The organism is Nocardioides kribbensis (assembly GCF_015070375.1).
Lineage (GTDB): Bacteria > Actinomycetota > Actinomycetes > Propionibacteriales > Nocardioidaceae > Nocardioides > Nocardioides kribbensis.
On sequence record NZ_JADCLL010000002.1, the window covers coordinates 131,090 to 153,320 of the forward strand.

Genomic DNA, 22,231 nt, shown 5'->3' on the forward strand with positions numbered 1-22,231 from the left:
GACAAGCGACGGGACCCCGTCCCCGCCCACCCCGAACCCCGAGGCGTCCGCGCCCTCGACGAGGAGCACCACCGTGAAGTTGAAGGACAAGGACCCCTTCGCCGAACCCCGCCAGGGCCCGGCGGTCGGCCCCCGCTTCGTCGTCGCGCTCCTGCTCGTCGCGGCCGGCATCGCCTGGATCGCCTACTACTACCTCGGGGTCCGCGCCGACCCGACCGTGCTCGACGCCGAGGCCTCGGGCCCGGCCTTCATGGGCGACATCGAGCGATGGAACTACGTCATCGGCTTCGGCCTGGTCCTCCTCGGACTCGTGGTCTCGGCCCACCCCTCGACCCCGCTCGGTCGCGGCCGTGGCGTCGTCGTCGGCATGCTGGGCTGCTTCGTGGTCGGCCTGATCTGGATCTGCACGTTCTACGTCTTCAGCAACGACCTCACCGACGTGCCGGTCTTCAACGACCTCAACCAGTCCAACCTCATCGTCGGCATCGCCTTCATGGCCGTCGGCTTCGTCTTCGCCACCCGCTGGGAGTGAGTCCCCCGGGGGCCTTCGCCGGCCCCCGGACCCGTCCCCGCCGCAGCGCCCGCACCGCCCGTCGTCCCCCCGGACGGCGGGCGGTTCTGCACATCTGGGGACAAACATGTGGAGAACTACACGCGTGTAGTTCTCCACATGTGATTCCACAGCTGTGGACAACTAGCCCCGCACCCCGGTGGTTGAGGAGCGAGCGCCAGCGAGCGTCTCGAAACCACGGACCGCCACGGTGGTTGAGGAGCGAGCCCTTCGAGACGCTCGCTGCGCTCGCTCCTCAGGAACCACGCCAGCGAGCGTCTCGAAACCACCCGCACCCCGGTGGTCGAGGAGCGAGCCCTTCGAGACGCTCGCTGCGCTCGCTCCTCAGGAACCACGCCAGCGAGCGTCTCGAAACCACGAACCACGGTGGTTGAGGAACCACGCCAGCGAGCGTCCCGACGCCACCCCGCACCCCGGGTGGCCGGAGAAGGTGAGGCTCGGCTCAGACGGTGAGCAGCCGCAGCACGACGGCGGCGGCGAGCACGGCGACGACGCCGGCGAGCCCGGCGGCCTGGACGACGGAGCGTCGGGGTCCGCGGGGGGAGTAGACGAGCACGGCGGCGACGGCGGCGCCGCCGAGGAAGCCGCCGAGGTGGCCCTGCCAGGAGATGTAGGGCACCGTGAAGGTGATCAGCGCGTTGAGGCCGACCCACAGCAGGATCTGCTGGACGTTGCCGCCGACCTTGTAGGCGATGACGAGCGTGGCGCCGAGCAGCCCGAAGATCGCGCCGGAGGCGCCGAGGGTGAGCGTGTTCTCGTCGGCCGCCCAGAGCACCAGCGTGGACCCGGCGAGCAGCGACACGAAGTAGAGCGCGAGGAAGCGGGTGCGGCCCAGCGCCACCTCGAGCTGCGGGCCGAGGGCGTAGAGGGCCAGCATGTTGAGCCCGATGTGCAGGATCGAGGCGTGCAGGAAGCCGTTGCTGAGCAGCTGCCACAGCGCCCCGTCGGCCACGCCGGGGGCGAAGTAGGCGCTGCTGGGGCCCGCGCCCTCGCACACCGCCTGCGTGACCCCGGGGAAGTAGCGGCCGTCGGGCAGCTCGCAGCGCCCGAGGGTGTGCTGGCCGAGGTAGGCGACCAGCTTGCCGGCGGTGCCTCCCGAGGCCAGGGCCATCAGGAAGACGACCACGTTGACGCCGATGAGCACCATCGACGTCGTCGACGCCTTGGTCGGGCGCAGCCCGCCGTACGCCGTGCGCCCGCTCCTGGTGCTCTTCGCCCCCTCCGCCACGCACGACGGGCACTGGAACCCGACCGCTGCGTCACGCATGCAGTCGGGGCAGATGGGCCGGCCGCACCGCTGGCACCGGATGTAGGTCTCCCGGTCGGGGTGCCGGTAGCAGGTGGGCACCCCGGTCTGGGAGGTCGGGTCAGCGGTCACGGCTCGGCCTGGTCGTGGTGTCGGAGCGGGGGCGAGGAGTCAGGAGCGGGCGTCGGGGAGGGCTCAGCCCTCGCGGATCTCCACCGACTCGAAGACGACGGGCTCCACGGGGCGGTCGCCCGGGCCGGTCTTCGTGGCGGCGATCTTGTCGACGACGTCGCGGGAGGCCTGGTCGGCCACCTCGCCGAAGATCGTGTGCTTGAAGTTCAGCCACGGGGTCGCGCCCACGGTGACGAAGAACTGCGAGCCGTTGGTGCCCGGGCCGGCGTTGGCCATCGCGAGCAGGTAGGGCTTGTCGAAGGTGAGCTCGGGGTGCGGCTCGTCCTTGAACGTGTAGCCCGGACCGCCGGTGCCGGTGCCGAGGGGGCACCCGCCCTGGATCATGAAGCCGGCGATGACGCGGTGGAAGCCGAGACCGTCGTAGAACGGACCGGTCTTGCCGTTGCCGGCGTCGTACTTCTTCTCGCCGGTCGCGAGACCGGTGAAGTTGGCCACCGTCTCCGGGGCGTGGTCGGGGAAGAGGTCGAGGACGATGTCGCCCTGGTTGGTCTTGAGGACCGCCTGCGGCTGCGCCATGACTGCCTTTCGCGCTGATTGGGTACTTCGGGGTGTGCGCTACGTGCCCACCCGTGCGGGACGATCCTCGCACGAGCCGCAAGAGCAGGCCCGTGCCGGCCGGGCTCGCACCGCCGCTGCGGGCGTGGTCTGATGGCTGAGCACCCGACGAGAGGAAGTGGCGCGATGCGTCTGCGCAAGAAGAAGACCCTGATCGAGCAGGCGGGTGACTACGTCGAGTCCGTGCGGCCCCAGATCGAGGCCGCCGTCTCCACCGCCCGCGACGAGGCCGTGCACCTGCTCGGCGAGGCCCGCGACAAGGCCGCCCCCTACGTCTCCGACGCGCGCGACAAGGCGGCCCCCTACGTCGCCGACGCCCGCGACAAGGCCGCCGAGCGCGCCGCCGACGCCCGCAGCAAGGCCGCCGACCTGAGCGCGGAGGCCCGCAGCAAGGCCGCCGAGCGTGCCGCCGACGCCCGCAGCAAGGCCGCCGAGCTGGGCGCGGAGGCCCGGAGCAAGGCCGCCGACACCGCCTCCTCCGTCTCCAGCGACGCCAAGACCAAGGCCGCGGCGCTCGGCGCCACCGGCACGGCGCTGGCCAGCAGCAAGGCCTCCGACCTGCAGGACCTCGCGCAGGCCAAGATCGCCCAGGTCAAGGGCGAGCCCGCCCCCTCGAAGGGCGGCAAGCTGAAGAAGCTGCTCCTGGTCGTCGTGCTCGCCGCCGTCGGCGGCGTCGTGGCCAAGAAGCTCCAGGGCGGCAAGCAGGCCGACAACTGGCAGTCCTCGTACGTGCCGAGCCCCGCTCCCGCGGCCCCGGCGACCCCGGCCTCCCCCGCCGCGCCGCTGGCCGGTGTCAGCGAGGACGACGCCGACGACGCCGCCGGCTCCTCGCCCGACGAGGCCATCGCAGACCGCGCCGAGGCCGCCCACCCCATCACCACCCCCGACGAGCCGGCCGAGGTCGTCGACCTCGACGGCGACAAGAAGTAGCACCCGGGGCCGCCCACCGCGGCCCGCACGACCCGGCACGACCCGGCACCGCCACAAGGGCGCCGGACCACCACGGTCCGGCGCCCTCGTCGCGTCCGGGCCCGGCCCCGGTCAGCGGCCGGCGTCAGCGGCGACGGGCCGGCAGGTCCTCGGGGCGGTGCTCCTCGACCCAGGCGTCGATGCGCTCCCACCAGTCGTAGAGCCAGGCGATCTGCTCCTCGCGGTCGGTGGGGATCTCGGAGCGCGGCACCTGCCACCACCGCATCGTGATCCGCTTGTCCATCGGCAGCTCGCGCCACAGGTCTCGCACGCCGAGCACGTGGTCGAGGCCGGTGTGGGCCACCATCACCACGTCGGCCTCGGGCGCGGCCTCGAGGGCGGCCAGCAGCCCACCCGGCTTCGGTGCGAGCACGTGGAGCATCGCCTCGGCGCGCCCGGCCATGGCGTGCAGGCCGAGGCGGTGCAGCCGGGCGATGGCGCGCTCGCGCCGCTCGGGGGAGAAGTTGCCGCCCTCGGGGAAGATCACGAAGGCGTCGTCGCGGTCGAGGCCGGTGGCCAGCGAGGCGATCTGCGACTCCAGGTCCTCCCCGTCGCCGGGGCTGGGGGAGATGAAGCGCGCCGGCAGCCGGGTGAGCAGGCAGCCGATGACGGGGTCCCACGCGAGGGTGTCCTTGAGCACCACCCGCGGCTCCCTGTCGTACCAGTCCATGAGGGCGTGCACGAGGGTGAAGGAGTCACCCGGCCCGGCGTGGCGGCAGCACACGAGCAGCGGGTGGCCGGGGTGGGCGTCGGGCGCCGGGCCGACCGTGGTGATCGACAGGTGCAGCACCCGGCGCGCCTCGGAGAACAGCACCCACATCACGCCCTGCACGAGGTCGTAGTGGATCCCCTCGAAGTACGGCGTGCGCAGGCGCCGCCCGAAGCCTGAGGAGAGCCACAGCCCCAGCAGCACCGCGAGCAGCACCGTCTCCATGGTCAGGTAGACCACCGCCAGCCAGGCCAGGCGCAGCGCGCGCCAGCGCCCGGGCACCCACGGCGAGACCGCCGCGGCGCCGAGCAGCCACAGCGGCAGGGCCAGCCAGAGCACCGCCGTGAGGCCCACGACGAGCGGGGCCACCAGCCCTAGGCGCAGCACGCGGGCCGCCCCGGCAGGCAGGCGGCGGCGACCGGCCGTGCTCACGGCAGGTGCTCGCGCAGGTAGTCGCGGGAGGCCTCGTAGGTCAGCTGCACCCGGGTCTCCACGTCGCGGAAGTCGCTGCCGGCCCGCAGCCCGTCGTCGCGGCTGCTGGTGCCGCGGGCCGGGAGCACGTGGGCCTCCACCCCGGCGGGCAGCTCGGCGAGCTCACGGGTGAAGCGGTGGCGCCGGGCCACCTCGAACGACACCCGGGCCACCTCCCAGGGCCGCCGCGGCGGTCGCAGCGGGCGGTCGAAGCGACCGACCTGCAGCACGAAGACCCGCGTCGCGCCCAGCTGGTGGGCGCGCGCCAGCGGCACGGAGTTGACGATGCCGCCGTCGAGGAAGTGCTCCCCGCCCACGCGCGCAGGCGGGAGCAGGCCCGGCACCGCGGCGCTGGCCATCACCGCGTCGACCACCGGCCCGGAGTCGAACCAGTGCTCCGCCGCGCGCTCGATGCTGGCCGCGCACACCTGGAGCGGCACGGCGAGCTCGGCGAAGGTGACCTCGCCCAGCTCCGCGCGCAGCCGACGCTCCAGCGGACCGGCCGACCACAGGTGGGTGCCGCTGGCCACCGCCCGCCGCACGCTGCGCAGCGGGCGGTCGCCGAACACCGCCTCCTCGCGGGCACGCCGTACGCCGCTCGCCGCGCCGGCCGCGGCCTGCCACAGCCCGGTGAGGTGCTCGACGACGTCGAGGGTGGGCTCGCGGGCCACCAGGGCGCCGTTGAGGGCGCCGACGCTGGTGCCGAGCACGAGGTCGGGGCGCACGCCGTGCTCGAGCAGGGCCCGGAGCATGCCGACCTCGACGGCGCCCAGGGCGCCGCCCCCGCCGAGGACGAAGGCGGTGGTGATGCTCAGGCCACCGGGTCGGGCACGGTGAGCGCGCGGGTCGCGCGGGTGGCGCGGCGCTCGGCCCAGAAGCTCAGCAGCGGCACGGTGCCGCACAGCAGCGTGACGACGGTGAAGCCGGGCTCCCAGCGCGCCTTGCGGGCCAGCAGGAAGGCGGTGACGAGGAAGATCATGTAGAGCCAGCCGTGGGCGACGCCGAGGTACTCGGTGATGTCCTCGCCCACCTGCTGCACGCCCGAGCCCGGGGTGACCAGCTCGGGGGTGCCGGGGATGAAGCCCCACATCGCACTGCCGTCGAAGTTGGCGAGGGGCACGCCGACCAGGATGAGCACGACGAGCAGCACGCCGACGACGCTGGCCATGATCCGGTAGCGCAGCAGCGTGCCGCGCACCTCCGACTCGGTCAGCGTGGTCGTGCGGCGGGACGAGGCGGGTGCGGTGCTCACGGCTTCGACGGTACCGGGTCGGCCACCGGCCGGGTGCCGGCTCCCGGGGCGGCGGCGTCGTCGATGTCGGCCACCTCACCGCTCCCGGCGCGGGCGGGCTCACCGGGCCCCGGGGCGGGGTCTCCCCCGGGCTCGTCTCCGGTGTCGCCTCCAGGGCCGTCGCCCTGCCCGTCCTCGTCGAGGGGCTCGGCCTCGTCCTCGGGCTCGGCGGTCACCTCGCGCACGTAGCGCCACCACACGAAGGCCGCGAAGGCGGCGAAGATCCACCACTCCAGGGCGTAGAGGAAGTTGCGCAGCCCGGTGAACCGGTCGGCGGCCGGCAGCTGCTCCAGGGTCGCGGCGGAGAGGCCCTCGGTGCCGTCGTTGACGGCGGTGTCGCCGGTGGGCCAGTCGCCGGGGGCCACGTCGGTGGCGACGACGCCGTAGGCGCCGTAGAGGTCCTGGTCGACGCGCTGGATCAGGTCGGCGGTGCGCACCTGCGGGATGATGTCGTCGCTGCGGTCGGTGTCGGCCTCGCCGGTGCCCTCCGCGGGCTGCAGCCAGGCGACCATCTCGGCCGCGCCCTCGGGCGGCGCGGGCGCCTCGGCCGGGTCGGCGGTCCAGCCCCGCACGATCGGCAGGGCGGGGGCGTCGCCCGCGCCCGGCTCGTCGGCGGCGTCGACCGGCCCGATCGCCAGCGGCGTCACGACCCAGTAGCCGTCCTGCCCGTCGAGCTCGCGACCCGAGACGTAGACGGTGCCGTCGGGCACCCACACCCCGCTCACCACGACCGGCTGCCCGACCTTGTCACCGGGGAACCGGTCGTCGGCCCCGATCACGTCGGCCAGCGGCTCGGGGTCGAGCCGGGTCAGGTCGGAGGCCTCGGCCGCACGCTGGGCCTGCCACGAGTCGAGCTGCCACATGCCCAGCCCCGACGCCGCCACGATCGCGGCGACCCCCAGGGCGTGCACGCCCCACAGGCGCGGGGCGAGCGGCGACGACACGCCCCCAGTCTACGAAGCCCCCCACGCCGCACCGCCCCGCCGAGGCCGGCGGCCCCGCTCCTCGTGAGCCACGACTCAGCCGCGGTGGTCGAGGAGGGAGCCCCACAGCCGCACGGTGGTCGAGGAGGGAGCCCCACACCACACGGTGGTTGAGGAGGGAGCCCTTCGAGACGCTCGCTGCGCTCGCTCCTCAGGAACCACGCCAGCGACCGTCTCGAAACCACCCCACCACGGTGGTCGAGGATGGGGCGCGAGCCACCGGCGCTCCCATGGATCGTCACGTCGTGACCCGTCGGCGCCCGCGTAGTCGGTGGAGGTCTCGAGCACCCGGCCCCGGACGGTCGGTCACCGCGAGCGCCGCCGACCGGCCACGCGCGGCTGCCTCGCCTCCCGGCCGGGGCGCCCGAGAAGTGGCGGCGTACGACCTGTCGAGGGCCGCCGCAGCTGTCGTCTCCCGCCACTACGCACGCTCGGTCACCACGAGCGCCGCCAGCACCGGCCCCGCCACGCGGGGCTGCCTCGCGTCCCCCGGCCGGCCCGCGCGAGAAGTGGCGGCATACGACCGGTCAACGGCCGCCGCAGGTGTCGTCTCCCGCCACTACGCACGCTCGGCCACCACGAGCGCCGCCAGCACCGGCCCCGCCACGCGGGGCTGCCTCGCGTTCCCCGGCCGGCCCGCGCGAGAAGTGGCGGCATACGACCGGTCGACGCCCGCCACAGGTGTCATCTCCCGCCACTTACCGCACAATCGGTCACCGCGAGCGCCACCAGCACCGGCCCCGCCACGCGCGGCTGCCTTCCGTCCTCCGGACCGCCTCGCCCGAAAAGTGGCCGCAAACGACCGGTCGACGGCCACCGCAGGTGTCGTCTCCCGCCACTTGCCGACGCCGGCCATCGGGCCGGGCGGCGGGTCGACCCGCGTGCGGACACGGATCGGCCGAGATCCCGATCAGGTCGGCACCTCCGACCGGCCCGGGCCGGAAGCCACCAGCGGACAGGTCGGTCGAAGGCACGAAGCCGGTCTCATAACGAGTCACACCCGCAGCCACCAGACCACAGCCCCTCACCGACGGGACGGCAACGCGATCCTCACAGCCTCGTCACCCCCGTACCCCGACCGACCGGCCTTGAGCCCGATCAGTCGCAGGAGGCCACCGGCACGTCACCCGAGGCGACCAGGTCCGCCGCCGCGGGCGGGTCGCTGAGCCGAAAGCCGATGCGCCCCGTGGAGGGGTCGGCCACCCCGTCGGTGAAGCTGCGCGCGAAGCTCGTCGAGGCCTCGGCCACCTCCAGCCGGTCGAAGAGGTCGGCCCGGTCGGGGCCCAGCGTGGCCGTGGCCAGGCCACCCTGGAAGGACATGGCCCACACCTGGAGGTCGTCCAGCCCCGACACGTCCGCCCCCTCGGGGTCGAGGCAGCCCCGGGCGAGATAGGTCGAGATCGCCGGCGCCCCGACCAGCGCGACGACCGCCGGGTCGTCGGCGTACGAGCCGCCGGAGGCGTCGAGCCCCTGCACGATGACGCTGTCCTCGGCCACCACGCTCGCCCCGGCCAGCGGGCCCACGCCCGCCTCCACCGCGCGGGTCAGCGCCTCGGGGTCGACGACCCGGTCGATGCCGAGCACGAAGCCGGTCTCGGTGCCGTCCTCGTCGAAGACGTGCGCCTCCCAGGAGACGTCGGCCTGCCCGAACCCGAAGCGCCGCACGAGCTGGTCGTCGACCGGCAGCAGGGTGCCGTCGGTGAGGGCCGCGGTCTCGGCCGTCGTACGCCGCTCGAAGGCCGCCCGGTCGGCCGCGGGGTCCTGCGAGGTCGGGTCCTCGACGCCCAGCTGCACCGCCACGCGGGCGAAGTCGGTGACCTCGAGGCGCGCCGCGTCGGCCGGCACGTACGGCAGCGCCAGCACCGCGGGCTCCGGCACGCCGGCGGCGACCACCGCCTCCACCGCGGCGGGCGGCGGCTGGTCGGCATCGGGCGGCGGGATCTCCTCGGCGCACCCGCCGAGCAGCAGGGTGGCCGCGCAGACGGCGAGAGTCAGGCGGGGAAGCACGCGCGGCAGTCTGCCACCCGGCCACCGTGGGCGGGCCGAGTCCGCCGAAGTCCGCCCAGCCGTCGTGGACAGCGGACCCGACACGGTCCCGGTCGACCGACCGCATGGTTTCCCGTGGAACATCGGGAGGGCGGCCCGTCCGGACCAGCGGCTAGTAGGCGAAGACGTGGACGCTCAGGACGTCGATCTCACGCCGTTCGTCGCCGAAGAAAGCCCCCAGCCGACGAGAGACGGTGAGGAACGGGCGCTCTCTGGGCCGGCCGTCCTCGCGCCAGTTGTTGTGAGGGACGATCAAGAACAGGTGGTGTGCGTCAGCCGCCACGTGGGCCTTCCACAGGTCCTTGAGATCGTGGTTGTTGGTGATGGTGCCACCGCGCTCGACCTCGGCGATGATTCCCCGCTGCTCCGCGAGCGTGAAGAAGAAGTCCGGCCGGGCCTGCGTGACGAGCCCCGTCTGGGGAGTCAGCACCACCTCCTCCCCGAATCCCAACTCCTCGCGCAGGAGGACGGCGAAGTGATCCTGGATGGCCTTGCTCTTCGCATTGTGGACGTGCAACGTCGCGATCTCGTCAGCTGTCGATGCGATGTGGGCGAGCAACCGAGCGGCGAGGGCGTCGACGGCCTGCATCTCGAGGGCTTGGTCCGGGGAGAGGGACGCCTTGACGTGCCGCGCATAGCCCTCCATCGGCCGAAGCTTCGCAGCTCGCCCACCAAGAAGCTAGTCGTCCAGCGCGAGCACGGTGCGGCGGACTCCGGCGGGCTGGCGCGTCGAGCAGAGAGGGGTCATGAGGGCGACCGAGTGGTGGAGCCTAGGGGACTCGAACCCCTAACCCCCTGCTTGCAAAGCAGGTGCGCTACCAATTGCGCCAAGGCCCCGTACGGCGTGAGCCGCGGGTGTGGCCGCGGGGGCCACCGGGTGGATCAGTCGGTGGGAGGCCGAGGCCTCAGGAGCGGGCGACCGGGTCGGTGGCCTCGGCCCACAGGGCCTGCTCCGAGCGGCTCTCATCGAGCTTGCGCTTGGTGAGGACGGCTCCGGCGGCGGCGAGGGCCAGCAGGACGATCTTCTTCACGGTGTGCCTCCGCAGTGGTGGGGCGATCGGTGACTCCGGCTGTGCCTCGTGGAGCGGGAGGCGGTGGTCGTGCTGGTGGGCCTAACAGGACTTGAACCTGTGACCTCTTCCTTATCAGGGAAGCGCTCTAACCGTCTGAGCTATAGGCCCTCTTCCCGACCTGGATCGGGGTGGACGCCGGGCGACCGAGGCGTGACGTTACCCCACCGCGCCGGGCCGGGACAAAACGGGCCGCGGCCGGTGCTCCGGCCGCGGCGCCGCGAGGTGTCAGTTGTCCTCGGAGAGGGTGACCTCGATGCCGCCGAGGAGCGCGGCGGCCATGTTGTAGAGGAACGCACCGAGGGTGGCGACGGCGGTGATCAGCACGACGTCGATGGCGGCCACCAGCATCGTGAAGCCCAGGACGCGGGAGGTGCCGACGTAGTTCTCGACGTCGAAGTCGCCGGCCTCCTGGCCGCCGATCATGTTGCGCACGGTCTCGTTGATCGACTCCCAGACCCCGGCGGCGCCGAGCACCGACCAGACCATGAGCACCGAGACGACGGTGACCACGGCGAAGGCGATGGCCAGCAGGAACGACGTCTTCATCACCGACCAGGGGTCGATGCGGGTCAGCCGCAGTCGCGCCCGGCGCGGGCCCCGGGAGGTGGCGCCGGCGCCCGGGGTGACGGTGGTGCCGGTCGCCTTGGCCTTCTTCTCCTGCGTCATCGAGGAGAAGGCCGACTGCACGCGGTCTGTGAGCGCCGGCCGCGTGGCGGTGGCATCGGGGTCGTCGGTGCGGGTCGAGCCCCGCTCGGCGGGTCGGTCGGTCATCAGTCCTCGCCCTCTCCGTCGTCGGTCGCGGAGGTGGTCTCGTCGGCGGCGCCGTCGACAGCGGCGTCGGCGACATCATCAGCGGTGGCGTCCACGTCCTGCGACGCGTCACCGGCTTCGATTGTTGCATCCGCGTCGGCATCGGCCGACTCCTCGACCTGCTCCTCCACCTTGGCCTCGACCGAGCGGGCTACCACGGCGACCGCGTCACCGGCCTTCGGGCCGACGAACTTCACGCCCATCGTGGAGCGGCCCGTGGGGCGGAACTCGTCGTTGACGGGGCTGCGCACGACCTGGCCGCTCTGGGTGATGGCCATGATCTCGTCACCGTCCTCGACGATGAACGCACCGACCAGGCCACCGCGGTCCTCGTTGGCCAGCGACATCGCCTTGATGCCGATGCCGCCGCGCGACTGCAGGCGGTACTCCGAGATCCGGGTGCGCTTGGCGAAGCCCCCATCGGTGATGGTGAAGACGTACTGCGGCTTGACCTCCTCCACCTGCTCCGGGGAGGCCTCGACGTCGGGGGCGTCGAGGTCGGTCTCGGTGTCGAGGCCGGCGGCCATCTCGGCGGCCACCTGCGCCGCACGGATGACCGACATCGACAGCAGCGAGTCGCCGTCGCGGAACTTCATGCCCGAGACGCCCGAGGTGGCGCGGCCCATCGGTCGCAGCTGAGTGTCGTCGGCGCGGAAGCGGATCGACTGGCCCTTGCGGGAGACCAGGAGGATGTCGTCCTCGGAGCCCACCAGCTCGGCGCCGATCAGCTCGTCGTCGTCCTCGCGGAAGTTGATCGCGATGACGCCGGCCTGGCGCGGGCTGTTGTAGTCGCCGAGGCGGGTCTTCTTCACCAGCCCGCTGCGGGTGGCCAGGACGAGGTAGTCGGCCTGGTCGTAGTCGCGGATCGCGAGCACCTGGGCGATCGACTCGTCGGGCTGGAAGGACAGCAGGCCGGCCACGTGGCCGCCCTTGGCGTCGCGGGAGGCCTCGGGCAGGTTGTAGGCCTTCGTGCGGTAGACCCGGCCGGCGGTGGTGAAGAACAGCAGCCAGTGGTGGTTGGAGGTGGCGATGAAGTGCTCGACGACGTCGTCGCCGCGCAGCGTCGCGCCGCGCACGCCCTTGCCGCCACGCTTCTGGGTGCGGTACTGCGCCCGCTGGGTCCGCTTGGCGTAGCCGCCGCGGGTGATGGAGACGACGAGCTCCTCGTCGGGGATCAGGTCCTCCATCGACAGGTCGCCGTCGGCCGCGATGATCTGGGTGCGCCGGTCGTCGCCGTACTTCTCCACGATCTCGCCGAGCTCGTCGGAGACGATCTGCCGCTGGCGGGTGACGTTGGCCAGGATGTCCTGGAGGTCGGCGATGGTCAGCTCGATCTCGGCCAGCTCGTCGATGATCTTCTGCCGCTCCAGCGCGGCCAGGCGGCGCAGCTGGAGGTCGAGGATCGCCATGGCCTGCACGTCGTCGATCTCGAGCAGCTCCATGAGCCCGTCGCGCGCGTCGGTGACCTCGGGCGAGCGGCGGATCAGCGCGATGACCTCGTCGAGCTGGTCGAGGGCCTTGGCCAGGCCGCGCAGGATGTGGGCGCGGCGCTCGGCCTCGCGCAGGAGGTACTCGGTGCGCCTGCGGATGACCTCGACCTGGTGCTCGACCCAGTTGCTGATGAACTGGTCGATGCTCAGGGTGCGCGGCACGCCGTCGACCAGGGCCAGCATGTTGGCGCTGAAGTTGGTCTGCAGCTCGGTGTGCTTGAGCAGGTTGTTGAGCACGACGCGGGCCACGGCGTCGCGCTTGAGCACGACCACGAGGCGCTGGCCGGTGCGGTCGGAGGTGTCGTCGCGGACGTCGGAGATGCCCTGGACCTTGCCGGAGTCGGCGAGCTCGGCGATCTTCAGCGCGAGGTTGTCGGGGTTGACCATGTACGGCAGCTCGGTGACCACCAGGCAGGTGCGGCCCTTGGCGTCCTCGTCGACCTCGATCACCGCACGCTGGGTGATCGAGCCGCGGCCGGTGCGGTAGGCCTGCTCGATGCCCTGACGGCCGGTGATGAGCGCGCCGTTGGGGAAGTCGGGGCCCTTGATCCGCTCGATGAGGGCGTCCTGGAGCTCCTCGCGGCTGGCGTCGGGGTGCTCGAGGGCCCAGCGGGCGCCGGCGGCGACCTCGCGCAGGTTGTGCGGCGGGATGTTGGTGGCCATGCCGACCGCGATGCCGGCCGAGCCGTTGACCAGCAGGTTGGGGATGCGCGAGGGCAGGACGACGGGCTCCTGCGAGCGACCGTCGTAGTTGGGCTGGAAGTCGACGGTCTCCTTCTCGATATCGCGGACCATCTCCATGGCCAGCGGCGCCATGCGGCACTCGGTGTACCGCATGGCCGCGGCGGAGTCGTTGCCCGGCGAGCCGAAGTTGCCCTGGCCGTTGATGAGCGGGGCGCGCATCACCCACGGCTGCGCGAGGCGCACCAGGGTGTCGTAGATCGCGGTGTCGCCGTGGGGGTGGTACTGACCCATGACGTCGCCGACCACGCGCGAGCACTTCGAGAAGCCGCGGTCGGGGCGGTAGCCGCCGTCGAACATCGCGTAGAGCACGCGGCGGTGCACCGGCTTGAGGCCGTCGCGCACGTCGGGCAGCGCGCGCCCGACGATGACGGCCATGGCGTAGTCGATGTAGGCGCGCTGCATCGAGGTCTGCAGCTCGACGGGCTCGATGCGCCCCCCGGGTCCTCCGTCGGAGGGAGGGGTGCCGTCGGTCGGGGTCTGGGTCACGTGTCTCGGTCTCTCTGGTCGGTTCTACCGGAATCTAGCGATCTCGCGAGAGAGCTAGATATCCAGGAATCGGACGTCCTTGGCGTTGCGCTGGATGAAGGAGCGCCGCTGCTCGACGTCCTCGCCCATGAGGATCGAGAAGATCTCGTCGGCGTGGGCGGCGTCGTCGAGGGTGACCTGCAGCATCAGCCGCTGATCGGGATCCATGGTCGTCTCCCACAGCTCCTTGGCGTTCATCTCGCCGAGGCCCTTGTAGCGCTGGACCGGGTTCTCCTTGGGCAGCTTCTTGCCCGCGGCCTGGCCCTCGCGCAGCAGCGCGTCGCGCTCGGCGTCGGAGTAGACGAACTCGTGCTCGGCCGGCTTGTTCCACCGCAGGCGGTAGAGCGGGGGCTGGGCCATGTAGACGTAGCCGCCCTCGATGAGGGGCCGCATGAAGCGGAAGAGCAACGTCAGCAGCAAGGTGTTGATGTGGTGGCCGTCGACGTCGGCGTCGGCCATCAGCACGACCTTGTGGTAGCGCAGCTTGGCGGGGTCGTACTCCTCCTGGATGCCGGTGCCCAGGGCGGAGATGATCGACTGCACCTCGGTGTTGCCCAGCACCTTGTCGATGCGGGCCTTCTCGACGTTGAGGATCTTGCCGCGGATCGGGAGGATCGCCTGGATGCGCGGGTCGCGGCCCTGGCGGGCCGAGCCGCCGGCCGAGTCGCCCTCGACGATGAAGACCTCGCACTCCGCAGGGTTGGTCGACTGGCAGTCCGAGAGCTTGCCGGGCAGTCCGCCGCCGCCGAGCAGGCCCTTGCGGTTGCGGGCCAGGTCGCGGGCCTTGCGGGCGGCGAGGCGGGCCGACTGCGCGGCCTGGGCCTTGCGCACGATGTCCTTGCCCTCGGCGGGGTTCTTCTCCAGCCAGTCGCCGAGCTGCTCGTTCATCAGGCGCTGCACGAAGCCCTTGGCCTCGGTGTTGCCGAGCTTGGTCTTGGTCTGGCCCTCGAACTGCGGCTCGCCCATCTTGATCGAGATGATCGCGGTGAGGCCCTCGCGGATGTCGTCGCCGGAGACGCGGTCCTCCTGCTTCTTCATCAGGCCCCACTCGAAGCCCCACGTGTTGACCAGCCCGGTCAGCGCCGCGCGGAAGCCCTCCTCGTGGGTGCCGCCCTCGTGGGTGTTGATGGTGTTGGCGAAGGTGTGGACCGACTCGGTGAAGCTGGTGTTCCACTGCATCGCGACCTCGAGCGACATGTGGTTCTCCACCGACTCCGGGGTCTCGGCCTCGAAGGAGATGACCGTCGGGTTGGCGGCGGTCTTGCGGCGGTTGAGGTGCTCGACGTAGTCGACCAGGCCGCGGTCGTACTTGAAGACCTGCTCCAGGCCGCCGGCGTCGCCGCGCTTGATCGCGTCGTGGCCGGCGTCGTCGATGCCGCCCTCGTCGTCGGGGTCGACGGTGTCGTCCTCGACCGCGTCGGCGACGTCGCTGGCCGCGGGCCGCTCGTCGCGCAGGACGATCTCGAGGCCCTTGTTGAGGAAGGCCATCTCGCGGAAGCGGGCGGCGATGGTCTCGAGGGAGTACTCGGTGGTCTCGAAGATCTCCGGCGAGGCCCAGTAGGTGACCGTCGTGCCGGTCCGCTCGCCGGGCTCCATCGCGCGGACCTGCTCCAGCGGGCCGTCGGGCACCCCGATGGTGAAGGACTGGCGCCACAGGTGGCCGCGGTTGCGCACCTCGACGACCAGGTGGGTCGACAGGGCGTTGACCACGGAGACGCCGACGCCGTGCAGACCGCCGGAGACCTTGTAGCCGCCCCCGCCGAACTTGCCGCCGGCGTGGAGCATGGTCAGCGCCATCGTGACCGCCGGCATCTCCTGGCCCGGGGCGGTGTCGGTGGGGATGCCGCGCCCGTTGTCCTCGACCCGGATGGCGCCGTCGTCGGTCAGCGTCACGACGATGCGGTCGCAGTAGCCCGCCAGCGACTCGTCGACCGCGTTGTCGACGATCTCCCAGATCAGGTGGTGCAGGCCGCGCACGCCGGTGGAGCCGATGTACATGCCCGGGCGCTTGCGCACGGCCTCGAGGCCCTCGAGGACCTGGATCGCGGAGGCGTCGTACTCGACGCCGTTGGGCGGCTGGGGGGCTGTCGTCTCCGGGATCTCTGCCTGGTTGTCCTCGGACACGTCCACCTCTTCAGACTCCGGCTCCGCGAGGAGCGTGACATGAGCAGGGTCGCGCGAGGCGACCCAGGGGCCCATGATAGCCCGCTGAGGGCCTCTGCTCACGCAGGCGTCCCCAGCCGGGGGTCCTCACTGTGGAAAAAACCGCCCTGAGCGCTCCCTGAGGGCCTCGTGGAGCGCACGGGAGGGGGTCGGACAGGGACGGGTACGCCGGAGCCGCTCCGTGGGGCGCCGAGCGGCGCCGAGCGACGCGGCCGCTGGTCAGCCGTAGGTGTCGCGCGGGCCGCGACCGTCGCGCACCGAGCGCGGGCCCTTCTTCCACGTCGGCCCGTGGGGGCCGAGCACCTCGATCACCACGACCGTGCCGTGGCCCAGCTCCTCGTTGAGCCGGCGCACCAGCGTCGGCGCCAGCAGCTTGAGCTGGGTGGCCCAGGCGGTGGAGTCGGTGCGCACGACCAGGCGCCCGTCGGCGAACGACTCCGGCGTGCAGTGCGAGGAGACCTCCTGGCCGACCAGCTCGGGCCAGCGCCCGAAGACGCCGTGCACCCGCAGGTCGAGCTCCCAGCCGTGGTCGCCCACGAGCCGCGCCAGCGTGGCGTCGAGCAGCTGGGGGTCACGGTCGTCGGGGTGCGAGCCGCTGACCCGCCCGCCGCTGCCGCGGTCGCGGCGCGGCTTGCGCCGGCGCGCCGCCGACGTCGTGCCGGCCGTGGCCCGTGCGATCGCCCGGGCCAGCTCCAGCCCGTCGGGGCGGTGCTCCGGCTGCTCGTCGGGCCCCGCCGCGGTCGGGCCGTCGGAGGAGGCGGGGCCGGCGGGCCGCTCGGGGCGGTCCGGTCCGCGGGGGTCGGCGGGGTCGGTGGGGTCAGGCATCGTCGCGGCGTACCTTCCCCTCCCCCACCAGGAACCTCGCCCCGGCCAGCGCGGCGGGCACGTCGGCGGCGACGGCCGCGGTCACCAGTACCTGCTCGGCCCCCGCGACCAGCTCGGCGAGCTGCGCCCGCCGCTCGGTGTCGAGCTCGGCGAAGACGTCGTCCAGGATCAGGATCGGGTCGTCGCCGTCGGAGCGCAACAGGTCGTAGGAGGCCAGGCGCAGCGCCAGCGCGAACGACCACGACTCGCCGTGGGAGGCGTAGCCCTTCACCGGCAGCCGCGGCCCGCCGCTGGTCGGGGCCTCCTCGCCGTCACCGGCGCCGGGGTCGGCGTCGGCCTCGGCCGCCTCGTCGGTCGAGGCGCCGGTCGCGGGACCGGCGCCGTGGCCGATCGTGAGCAGCAGCTCGTCGCGGTGGGGTCCCACCAGCGAGATGCCGCGGTCGAGCTCGTCCTTGCGACGCCGCTCCACCTCGGCCAGCAGCGCCTCGGCCAGCTCGGGCTGGGTGCGGGCACCGCCGAGCTCGAGGCTGGGGCGGTACTCGATGTCGGCGTCGTCGCGGCGCGCACCCCGCGCGACGGTCGCGTAGGCGGAGCCGACGTAGGGCCGCAGCTGCTCGACCAGCGCCAGCCGCTCGGCGAGCAGCTCGGCGCCGGTCGTGGCCAGGTGGGAGTCCCACACGCCGAGCGTCGACAGCGCGCCCTCCTGCGCCGAGCTGCCGCGGCGCGCGGCGCCCGCGGTCTTGAGCAGCGAGTTGCGCTGGCGCAGCACCCGGTCGTAGTCGGAGCGGACCCCGGCCAGGCGCGGGGTGCGCAGCACGAGCAGGTCGTCGAGGAACTTGCGCCGGTCCGACGGGTCGCCCTTGACCAGCGTGAGGTCCTCCGGCGAGAAGACCACGGTGCGCACCAGGCCGACCAGGTCGCGGGCCCGCGGCAGCGGGGAGCGGTTGATGCGGGCGCGGTTGCTCCTGCCGGGGTTGAGCTCGACCTCGAGCACCGCCGTGCGCCCGTCGCGCACGACGGCGGCCCGCACGATCGCCTGCTCCGCGCCGGCCCGGATCAGCGGGGCGTCGCTGGCCACCCGGTGCGAGGCCAGGCGCGAGAGGTAGTCGATCGCCTCGACCAGGTTGGTCTTGCCCTGGCCGTTGCGGCCGATGAAGGCCGTGACGCCCGGCTCGAGCGCGACGTCGGCCGCGGGGTAGGAGCGGAAGTCGTGGAGGGTGAGGTGGGAGACGTACACCCGGCGGCCGGGCCTAGCCGCCGCGGACGTCGGGGTTGGCGTCGCCGCCGACGGGGGCCTCGGTGTGCACGGCGTGACCGCCGAACTGGTTGCGCATCGCCGCGATCGCCTTCATCGCCGGGCTGTCGTCCTGGCGCGAGGTGAACCGGGCGAAGAGCGAGGCGGCGATGACGTTCATCGGCACGGCGTTGTCGATGGCCGCCTCGACCGTCCACCGGCCCTCGCCGGAGTCGTCGGCGTAGCCGCGCAGCTGGTCGAGGTGGGTGTCGTCCTCGATGGCGGCGACGAGCAGGTCGAGGAGCCACGAGCGGATGACGGTGCCGGAGCGCCAGGAGTCGAAGACCGCCGGGACGTCCTCGACGAGGTCGACCTTCTCCAGCAGCTCCCAGCCCTCGGCGTAGCTCTGCATCATGGCGTACTCGATGCCGTTGTGGACCATCTTGGCGAAGTGGCCCGCGCCGGGCTTGCGGCCGGCGTGGACGAACCCGCCCTCGGCGGGCTTGAGGGCGTCGAGGGCCGGCTGGACCTTGGCGACGTCCTCGTCGGAGCCGCCGCACATCAGCGCGTAGCCGTTCTGAAGGCCCCACACACCGCCGGAGACGCCGCAGTCGACGAAGCCGACGCCCTTCTCGGCGAGCATCGCGGCGTTGGCCTGGTCGTCGGTCCACTTGGAGTTACCGCCGTCGACGACCAGGTCGCCCTCGCCGAGCAGCTCCCCCAGGGCCGCGACGGTCTCGCGGGTGGGGTCGCCCGCGGGCACCATCACCCACACGACCTTCGGCGAGGGCAGCTGCTCGACCATCGAGGCCAGGCTGTCGGCGTCGGCCAGGTCGGGGTTGCGGTCGTAGCCGACGACGGTGTGGCCGGCCTCCCGCAGGCGCGAGCGCATGTTGCCGCCCATCTTCCCGAGTCCGACGAGTCCGATGTCCATGAGTACCTCCGGGTGCGCGGGCAGGGGTGGGCCCCGGCGGGGGCCGAGGGGTGGTGGGTCAGGAGAGCAGGCGGCGCGGCATGAGCAGGTAGCGGAAGCCGGTGTCGGTGCCCGCCTCGGCCGGCGACCCGCTGATGACGACCGGCTTGGCGGCCTGGGTGAAGGCCAGCTCGACGATCGGCTCGTCGATGGCGCTCAGCCCGTCGAGCAGGAACTGGGGGTTGAAGCCGGTCGTGATGTCGTCGCCCTCGATCTGGGCCTCGATCGACTCCGAGGCCTGCGCCTCGTCGCCCGACCCGGCGTCGAGGGTGAGCACACCGTCGCTGAAGGCCAACTGCACGGCGGTGTTGCGCTCGGCGACGAGCGAGACGCGCTTGACCGACTCGATCAGCGCCGCCTTGTCGACCTTGGCCACGGTGAGGTGCTCGCTGGGGAAGAGGCTGCGGACCTTGGGGAACTCACCGTCGAGCAGTCGCGTCGTCGTACGCCGCACCCCGCCCGGCGCCGCGCCCTCGAAGCCGATGATGCCCTCGCCGCTGCCGCTGGCGGCCAGCGCGATGACGACCTCGCTGCCCGCGGTCAGCGACTTGGCGGTGTCGCCGAGCACCTTCGCCGGCACCAGCGCAGCGAGGGTCTCGTCGGGGGTGCGGGGGTCCCAGCCCAGCTCGCGCTGGGAGAGGCGGAAGCGGTCGGTGGCCAGCAGCGAGATGCTCGAGCCGTCGATCTCGAGCCGCACGCCGGTCAGCACCGGGAGCATGTCGTCGCGCCCTGCCGCCGTGACGGCCTGGGCCACCGAGTGGGCGAAGACGTCGCTCTGCACCGTGCCGGTCGCCGCGGGCATGTCGGGCAGCGACGGGTAGTCGGCCACCGGCATGGTCTGGAGGCTGAAGCGGGCCGAGCCGCAGGTGAGGGACACCCGTGAGCCGTCGAGCACCATCTCGACCGGCTTGGCCGGCAGGCTGCGGCAGATGTCGGCGAGCAGCCGGCCGCTGACCAGGGCGCGGCCCTCGGTGGTCACGTCGGCCTTGAGCGTGGCGCGGGCCGAGGTCTCGTAGTCGAAGGTCGAGAGCACCAGGCCCTCGTCGTCGGTCTCGATCAGCAGGCCGGCGAGGACGGGGACGCTCGGACGGACCGGCAGGCTGCGGGCAGCCCAGGCGACGGCATCGGCGAGCACGTCGCGTTCGACGCGGAACTTCACGGTGTGTCCTTCGGGTGCGGCTGGGCTCTGGGGGGCTGATCCTGCCACGTCGTCCCGGCCGCTGGGAGTCCGGTGCGTCCTGTCGTGCTCCGTGCACCGGGTGCTCGCCCTGCGCTCATCGGTCCGTCACAGGCGCCGGGCGGAGGAGTTGTGCACAGGCAGGGGGGTCGGAACATGTTCACGGAGGATCTGGACGTCTGGAGGTACGGAGGAGTCATAGCAGCGGTGGAATCTGTGGACAGCCAGCGTCTGCGCAGGTCAGGCCGCGTGGCGCTCGCTCACAGGCCCTGTGCACGACGCCGTGGAACCACAAGGACCGGTGTGCAGTCGCGGGCGGCCGGTGAGTTCCGTCCACCGCTCGTCCACAGCCTCTCCCGGCGATGCGGGGCCGGCGCACAGGCGGCTCCACATCCCACAACGGTGTAGTTCACCCGCGCACCGACGAGGTGGCGACGGGCGGATCAGACCTGACGGGCCTGCATCTTCACGCGGTTGGTGAGCTCGCTGACCTGGTTGAAGACGGCCCGGCGCTCGGCCAGCAGCTGGTTGATCTTGCGGTCGGCGTACATGACCGTGGTGTGGTCGCGGTTGCCGAACTGCGCGCCGATCTTCGGCAGCGAGAGGTCGGTGAGCTCACGGCACAGGTACATGGCGATCTGGCGGGCCATGACGAGGTGCCGACCGCGCGAGGGGCCGGTGAGCTCCTCGATGGACAGACCGAAGTACGCCGCCGTCTGGGCGATGATCAGCGCAGCGGTGATCTCGGGCTCCCCGCCCTCGGGGATCAGGTCCTTCAGCACGATCTCGGCCAGGGTCATGTCGACCTCCTGGCGGTTGAGGTTGGCGAAGGCCGTCACCCGGATCAGCGCGCCCTCCAGCTCGCGGATGTTGGTCTGGATCTTCGAGGCGATGAACTCCAGCACGTCCGGCGGCGCGGTCAGGCGGTCCATGGCGGCCTTCTTGCGCAGGATCGCGATGCGCGTCTCGAGGTCGGGGGGCTGGACGTCGGTGATCAGCCCCCACTCGAAGCGGTTGCGCAGCCGGTCCTCGAGCGCCTCGAGCCGCTTGGGCGCGCGGTCGGAGGTCAGCACGATCTGCTTGTTGGCGTTGTGGAGGGTGTTGAACGTGTGGAAGAACTCCTCCTGGGTCTGGGTCTTGCCCTCCAGGAACTGGATGTCGTCGATCAGCAGCACGTCGACGTCGCGGTAGCGCCGCTTGAAGCGGTCCTGCCGGTCGTCGCGGATCGCGTTGATGAACTCGTTGGTGAACTCCTCGCTCGACACGTAGCGCACCTTGGCGCCGGTGTAGAGCGAGCGCACGTAGTGGCCGATGGCGTGGAGCAGGTGGGTCTTGCCCAGCCCGGAGTCGCCGTAGACCAGCAGCGGGTTGTAGGCCTTGCCGGGAGCCTCGGCGACAGCGACGGCCGCCGCGTGGGGGAAGCGGTTGGACGAGCCGATGACGAACGTCTCGAAGGTGTACTTGGGGTTGAGCCGCGTCTCCAGCGCGCTCGTCTGGCGGCTGCCCGCCTGCTCCGCGACGGGGGCGGGCTCGGCGCGTCGTGTGTCTATGTCGACATGTCGATCAATGGTCTCGACCGGGGTCGGGTCGGGACTGGTGGGGCGGGGCTCGTCCTCGAGCTGGGGGTTCACCGTCACCGCGATGCGGATCTCCCGGCCGAAGGAGACCGTGAGGGCGTCCTCCAGCTGACCGCGCAGCCGGCCCTCGAGCTGCCCGCGCGTGAAGTCGTTGGGCACCGCGATGATCGCCGTGTTGCCGTGGAGGGTCACCGGCTCGCTGGCGTTGAGCCAGGCGCGCTGGTTGGGCTGCAGGTCCGCCACCACCGAGCGCCAGGCCGGGCCGAGCTCCGGGGGCGTCTGGTCCACGTCTTGGTCCACGTCCTTGCCGCCTTCTGGTTGACCTTCTGGTTCGGTCCTCCGAAGGGGACCTCGGCCCGGGCGGGCCGCACGGTGCTCTGCTTCTCCACACCTTTGTCCACAGGTTGTGAAACTCCGTCGCGACCTCGTCGTCGCCGCGGTGCCGAGGCGCCGGGTGCGTCCGCCCTCCGCAACGTCTTCGCAGGTCAGAGGGGTGATGCGAGGGTGCTGCGGCGCGGTGCTCCGGTGCTGGCCACCTCGTCGGCGCCGTGGGTGCACGGGTCATCGGAGACCGCGAACGTAACGCGGTGCGCGAGCCCCGAGCAAG

General features: G+C 72.3%; 20 protein-coding genes and 2 tRNA genes. 3 read left to right on the plus strand and 19 right to left on the minus strand.

Annotated features, from left to right (window positions below; all coding sequences use genetic code 11):
* The first annotated feature begins 73 nt into the window (after positions 1-73).
* A complete protein-coding gene (locus IR170_RS06335; RefSeq protein ID WP_193661701.1) occupies positions 74-532 on the plus strand; it encodes a cell division protein CrgA in 459 nt (152 codons plus the stop codon).
* A gap of 481 nt (positions 533-1,013) precedes the next feature.
* Here IR170_RS06335 and IR170_RS06340 read toward each other — a convergent pair whose 3' ends face one another.
* On the minus strand, positions 1,014-1,718 hold the full coding sequence (locus tag IR170_RS06340; protein ID WP_227488772.1) for a rhomboid family intramembrane serine protease: 705 nt from the start codon (positions 1,716-1,718) through the stop codon (positions 1,014-1,016).
* Here IR170_RS06340 and IR170_RS19365 point away from each other — a divergent pair.
* Positions 1,708-1,884 carry a hypothetical protein gene (locus IR170_RS19365; RefSeq protein WP_227488773.1) on the plus strand — a complete coding sequence of 59 codons (177 nt, stop codon included), beginning with the start codon at positions 1,708-1,710 and terminating at the stop codon, positions 1,882-1,884. The two genes, IR170_RS06340 and IR170_RS19365, sit on opposite strands and share 11 nt — an antisense overlap.
* A gap of 128 nt (positions 1,885-2,012) precedes the next feature.
* Here IR170_RS19365 and IR170_RS06345 read toward each other — a convergent pair whose 3' ends face one another.
* Positions 2,013-2,525: a peptidylprolyl isomerase gene (locus IR170_RS06345; RefSeq protein WP_056865121.1), complete on the minus strand. Its 513-nt coding sequence runs from the start codon at positions 2,523-2,525 to the stop codon at positions 2,013-2,015.
* 165 nt (positions 2,526-2,690) lie between these two features.
* Here IR170_RS06345 and IR170_RS06350 point away from each other — a divergent pair, with 165 nt between their 5' ends.
* A complete protein-coding gene (locus IR170_RS06350) occupies positions 2,691-3,494 on the plus strand; it encodes a hypothetical protein (protein ID WP_193661703.1) in 804 nt (267 codons plus the stop codon).
* Positions 3,495-3,618: 124 nt separating this feature from the next.
* Here the strand turns inward: IR170_RS06350 and IR170_RS06355 are convergent, their stop codons facing one another.
* The 17 genes from IR170_RS06355 to dnaA form a co-directional block, all read right to left on the minus strand.
* A complete protein-coding gene (locus IR170_RS06355; RefSeq protein WP_319804930.1) occupies positions 3,619-4,674 on the minus strand; it encodes a 1-acyl-sn-glycerol-3-phosphate acyltransferase in 1,056 nt (351 codons plus the stop codon).
* The gene (locus IR170_RS06360) at positions 4,671-5,528 is read right to left on the minus strand and encodes a patatin-like phospholipase family protein (RefSeq protein WP_227488820.1); all 858 of its coding nucleotides are present in this window, start codon (positions 5,526-5,528) and stop codon (positions 4,671-4,673) included. The genes IR170_RS06355 and IR170_RS06360 overlap by 4 nt, the downstream gene beginning before the upstream one ends.
* Entirely contained in the window at positions 5,525-5,965 is a 441-nt protein-coding gene (locus tag IR170_RS06365; protein WP_319804931.1) for a DUF3817 domain-containing protein, read from the minus strand. Before IR170_RS06365 ends, IR170_RS06360 begins: the two co-directional genes overlap by 4 nt.
* Positions 5,962-6,948, minus strand: coding sequence for an SURF1 family protein (locus IR170_RS06370; protein WP_193661704.1), 987 nt, complete (start codon positions 6,946-6,948; stop codon positions 5,962-5,964). Before IR170_RS06370 ends, IR170_RS06365 begins: the two co-directional genes overlap by 4 nt.
* 1,137 nt (positions 6,949-8,085) lie before the next feature.
* Positions 8,086-8,994: a hypothetical protein gene (locus IR170_RS06375; protein ID WP_193661705.1), complete on the minus strand. Its 909-nt coding sequence runs from the start codon at positions 8,992-8,994 to the stop codon at positions 8,086-8,088.
* Positions 8,995-9,145: 151 nt separating this feature from the next.
* Positions 9,146-9,679, minus strand: a complete 534-nt coding sequence (locus IR170_RS06380) for a hypothetical protein (protein WP_193661706.1) — start codon at positions 9,677-9,679, stop codon at positions 9,146-9,148.
* 115 nt (positions 9,680-9,794) lie between these two features.
* Positions 9,795-9,870, minus strand: a tRNA-Ala gene (locus IR170_RS06385).
* A gap of 68 nt (positions 9,871-9,938) precedes the next feature.
* Entirely contained in the window at positions 9,939-10,064 is a 126-nt protein-coding gene (locus IR170_RS19370) for a DLW-39 family protein (protein WP_228941994.1), read from the minus strand.
* A gap of 73 nt (positions 10,065-10,137) precedes the next feature.
* Positions 10,138-10,214 (minus strand) — tRNA-Ile (locus IR170_RS06390).
* Between the two features lie 117 nt (positions 10,215-10,331).
* A complete protein-coding gene (locus tag IR170_RS06395; RefSeq protein ID WP_193661707.1) occupies positions 10,332-10,877 on the minus strand; it encodes a DUF3566 domain-containing protein in 546 nt (181 codons plus the stop codon).
* Complete coding sequence (gyrA, locus tag IR170_RS06400; protein ID WP_406603376.1) at positions 10,877-13,552, minus strand: DNA gyrase subunit A; 2,676 nt, start codon at positions 13,550-13,552, stop codon at positions 10,877-10,879. Before gyrA ends, IR170_RS06395 begins: the two co-directional genes overlap by 1 nt.
* A gap of 138 nt (positions 13,553-13,690) precedes the next feature.
* A complete protein-coding gene (gene gyrB, locus IR170_RS06405; RefSeq protein WP_227488774.1) occupies positions 13,691-15,874 on the minus strand; it encodes a DNA topoisomerase (ATP-hydrolyzing) subunit B in 2,184 nt (727 codons plus the stop codon).
* A gap of 183 nt (positions 15,875-16,057) precedes the next feature.
* Complete coding sequence (locus tag IR170_RS06410; protein ID WP_193661709.1) at positions 16,058-16,663, minus strand: DUF721 domain-containing protein; 606 nt, start codon at positions 16,661-16,663, stop codon at positions 16,058-16,060.
* Positions 16,656-17,900 carry a DNA replication/repair protein RecF gene (recF, locus tag IR170_RS06415; RefSeq protein WP_193661710.1) on the minus strand — a complete coding sequence of 415 codons (1,245 nt, stop codon included), beginning with the start codon at positions 17,898-17,900 and terminating at the stop codon, positions 16,656-16,658. Before recF ends, IR170_RS06410 begins: the two co-directional genes overlap by 8 nt.
* A gap of 13 nt (positions 17,901-17,913) precedes the next feature.
* A complete protein-coding gene (gnd, locus tag IR170_RS06420; protein ID WP_193661711.1) occupies positions 17,914-18,831 on the minus strand; it encodes a phosphogluconate dehydrogenase (NAD(+)-dependent, decarboxylating) in 918 nt (305 codons plus the stop codon).
* Positions 18,832-18,889: 58 nt separating this feature from the next.
* Entirely contained in the window at positions 18,890-20,029 is a 1,140-nt protein-coding gene (gene dnaN / locus IR170_RS06425; protein WP_056865110.1) for a DNA polymerase III subunit beta, read from the minus strand.
* A 461-nt stretch (positions 20,030-20,490) separates the two neighbouring features.
* Positions 20,491-21,924 (minus strand): chromosomal replication initiator protein DnaA, encoded by a 1,434-nt coding sequence (gene dnaA / locus IR170_RS06430; RefSeq protein ID WP_082503277.1) that lies wholly within the window; start codon positions 21,922-21,924, stop codon positions 20,491-20,493.
* Positions 21,925-22,231: the final 307 nt, after the last annotated feature.